General features: G+C 65.1%; 3 protein-coding genes. All 3 read left to right on the top strand.

What is annotated here, in order from left to right; genetic code table 11:
* A partial coding sequence (locus IFS44_RS21450) for a TonB-dependent siderophore receptor (RefSeq protein ID WP_192100136.1) occupies positions 1 to 1635 on the top strand: 1635 nt, incomplete at its 5' end.
* A gap of 12 nt (positions 1636 to 1647) precedes the next feature.
* Complete coding sequence (locus IFS44_RS21445; protein ID WP_192100134.1) at positions 1648 to 2487, top strand: DJ-1/PfpI family protein; 840 nt, start codon at positions 1648 to 1650, stop codon at positions 2485 to 2487.
* A gap of 42 nt (positions 2488 to 2529) precedes the next feature.
* A partial coding sequence (locus IFS44_RS21440; protein WP_342366539.1) for a TonB-dependent receptor occupies positions 2530 to 3597 on the top strand: 1068 nt, incomplete at its 3' end.

Genomic DNA, 3597 nt, shown 5'->3' with positions numbered 1-3597 from the left:
CCGCTTGGCGGCCTCATCAATATCGAAAGCGAGCGCCCAGGAACCAAGCTTCAGGGCTATGCCGCGATCCGGGCCGGAAGCTTCGCGACTTTCAATCCTTACGGCGAACTCGACGTGCCGATCACAACGGGCATTTCCGCGCGTATCGCCGGCGAATATCAGAGCAACGACCACTGGGTCGACCGGATCGAGGGCGAGCGGATCTTCGTCCAGCCGAGCATCGCTTTCCAGCTCGGCACCCGGACCGACCTGATGGTGCAGGGGCAATATGGTCGCCGTGAGCAACTGGAATATTCGGGGCTTCCCGCCGCGCAGACCTTGGCAGGCGAAGTGGATCGCAATGCCTTTCCCGGCGCGCCGAACGGTCAGCCGCGGTCCAGTACCACGAACCAGATGGTCACCGGCACCTTGCGGCACGACTTCGGCGACGACGTGCGGTTGACCGTCACAGGCCGCTATTACGAAAGCCGCGTGCCGCAGTTCGGGACCTTCATCTATCCGGACATGTACCCGGCCGACCCCGCCACCCCGACGACCTATCCGCTGCTCGCGCTCAACATGCTCAGCCATTTCGAGGAGGCGACGTTCGATGCGAACCTGGTCGCCAAGACGGAGATGGTGGGCGGGACGCACACGTTCCTCGTCGGGGCGAGCTACGACCATACCGATTTCTATTCGGACATGGCCTTCACGGGCATGACGCGCGGATCGATCGACCTCGCCGATCCGACCTACGACGTGTCGTTCGGCGAAATCCTGCCTCCCAGTCTCCTGCAGACGGACCGATACGAGACGCGGGCCATCTACGCGCAGGATCAGGCCGATTATGGCTGGCTGCACCTCACCGGATCGCTTCGCTACACGCGGTTCAAGTTCCGCGAGGACCAGCAGGCGACAGACGAAACGTATCATCGGCTGTCGCCGCGGATCGGTGCGACGGTCGACGTCGTGCCGGGGGTAGCGCTCTATGCCGGTTATGCCACAGCCTTTCGTGGCGCGTTCGGCCTCATGAGCCGCTTTACGCCGCGGCCGGAAACGTCGCGCAACGTCGAAGGTGGCATCAAGCTTGCGGCGACCGGCATCGGCCTGTCGGGCACGCTGGCGGTGTACGAACAGACGCGCAACAACGTCGCGACGCCCGATCCCGATCCGGCCTTTCCGTTTTTCGCGGTGCAGACCGGGCAGCAGCGATCGCGCGGGATCGAGGCCGACCTGATCTGGGAACCGCGCCCGGCGTTCTCGATGATCGCGAACTACGCCTATACCGATGCTGCGGTCACCCGTGACACCAACACATCGCTGATCGACGACCGGTTGCCGCGCGTGCCGCGGCACAGCGGGCGTATCGCCGCACGGTATCGCGTCCTGGGCGGTGCGGCGAAGGGCCTGTCGCTGGGTGCGGGCGTCACCGCCTTCACCGCGCGCGAGATCACGCTGCCCAACAGCGTGTCCGTGCCGGGCTATGCGGCGATCGACGCGCAGGCATCCTATGACATCGGGCGGTTCACTGTGCAGGTGTCAGCCGTCAACCTGGGCGGCGCGCGCAGCTTCGACACCTATCAGTATTTCGCCTTCCCGGTCGTGATGCCGACGCAGCCGCGCTCGGCGTTCGTCACGCTCAAGACGCGTCTCTGAAAGGATATATCGATGACCAACATCGATCGCCGTACCGCTGCGCTGATGACGCTGCTCTCTCCGCTGGCGGCGGGTGCGGCCGGCGCACAGACGGCGTCCGCCAGGCTTAAACCTGCGCCGATGGCGCCGCCCATGAACCACGCGATGCCCGGCAACAGCGGCGACGGCATCCACTGGATAGGCGACGAACAGATCGCGATGCTCATGTACCCCGGCATGACCGTCATGGACCTGATCGGGCCACAGTCGATGTTCGCATCGATGATGGGCGCCAAGATCATGCTGGTCGCGAAAACGCTCGAACCGGTGACCAGCGACGCGGGCGTGACAATCACGCCGCACGCCACCTTCGACACCCGTTCGCGGGACTTGACGGTGCTGTTCGCGCCGGGCGGCACCGACGGGACGATCTCTGCGGCTCGGGATCCCGCGACCATTGCATTCATGGCCGATCGCGGTGCCCGCGCGAGATACGTCACCAGCGTCTGCTCGGGCTCGCTGATCCTCGGCAAGGCCGGATTGCTGAAGGGGTACAAGGCCACCTCGCACTGGTCGTGCCGCAACGCGCTGGCGGGTTTCGGCGCGATCCCGACCGACGCGCGTGTCGTGCGCGACCGCAACCGCATCACCGGCGCGGGAGTGACGTCGGGGCTCGATTTCGGGCCGACGATGATCGCCGAACTGCGCGACCGGACCTACGCCGAATGCACCCAGCTGATGAGCGAATATGATCCGCAGCCACTCTTCAACGCCGGCACGCTCAAGACCGCGCGTCCCGAGGTGAAGGCGCCGATGATCGAACTGATCGCCGGATTCAGGAAACAGGCCGAGGCCCTCGCCGCCAACGGCTGAATCCGCAGATCGACGAAGTAACGAATTAAGGGGAAGACTGAAGTGAAGACGATAATGCTCACTGTGCCAGGCCTGATGTTGGGTCTGGCGCTCGCCTATCCCGCCACCGCACAGACGGATACCGCAAGGACGGCCGCGACGGGGCCGGTAGAGGGCGATACGCGCTTCACCATCGGCGATATCGTCGTGACCGCGCCCAGCATGGCGCGCTCGACCGAGAATGTGCTGACGTCGGTCGACGTACTCGGCGGCAACATCGTCCAGCGCCAGTCGGTCGACAACACCTGGGAGCTGTTCGCGCGGCTGCCGGGTGTCGTGCTGACCGACTTTAACCAGGGCACCACCTCGGGCCGCTTCTCGATCCGCGGCTTCAATGGCGAAGGCGAGATCAACGCGGTCAAGCTGCTGATCGACGGCGTCCCGACCAACGACAATGCAGGCGGCATGACCGGGATCGACATGGTCTCGCCGCTCGACATCGCCGGGATCGAACTGGTCCGCGGCACCTCCGATCCGCGCTGGGGCCTGCATAATATCGCGGGCAACGCGAACATCCTGACGCGGATCGGTGGTAGCTACCTCGACGCGCGGGCCATCGCGGGCGCGTTCGGGACGATCGACGGTCAGGTCTCCGCGGGTCTGGAACGCGGCCAGTTTAGCCAGAACTACCTGGTCAGCTACCGACGCACCGATGCGTTTCGCGACCATGCCGATCTCGACCGGCTCAATCTCGCGGCCAAATGGTTCTACGACTTCGGATCGACGCGGCTCGGCGCGATCGTCCGCCATTCGAACGCGACCGCCGAGGAGCCAGGCTACCTGACCGATGCCGATGCCTATACGAACCGACGACGCTCCTACGCGGTTTCGGAAACCGATGGCGGCAAGCGTCGGCTCGGACAGTACAGCGTGCACCTCGATTCCGACCTCACCGGCGATCTCGCGCTCAGTGCCAAGGGCTATGCCAACGCTTTGCGCGACGACCGCTACGTCCGCTTCTCGGCGAACGTCGCGCAACAACGCCGGTTGACCCAGGAATGGCAATATGGCGGCACGCTCGCGCTGCATTACCACGCCAGCGACGCGCTGATGATCGAGGCGGGCGGCGAC

It is taken from the genome of Sphingomonas sp. CFBP 13706, assembly GCF_014842355.1.
GTDB classification, from domain to species: domain Bacteria; phylum Pseudomonadota; class Alphaproteobacteria; order Sphingomonadales; family Sphingomonadaceae; genus Sphingomonas; species Sphingomonas aerolata.
The sequence above is the reverse complement of the archived record's forward strand: the minus strand, read 5'-3'. Positions and strand labels throughout refer to the sequence as shown.

What these genes read in the sequence shown, in the direction of transcription:
- IFS44_RS21445 (WP_192100134.1), top strand. Translation starts at nt 1,648, where the DNA reads ATGACCAACATCGATCGCCGTACCGCTGCGCTGATGACGCTGCTCTCT.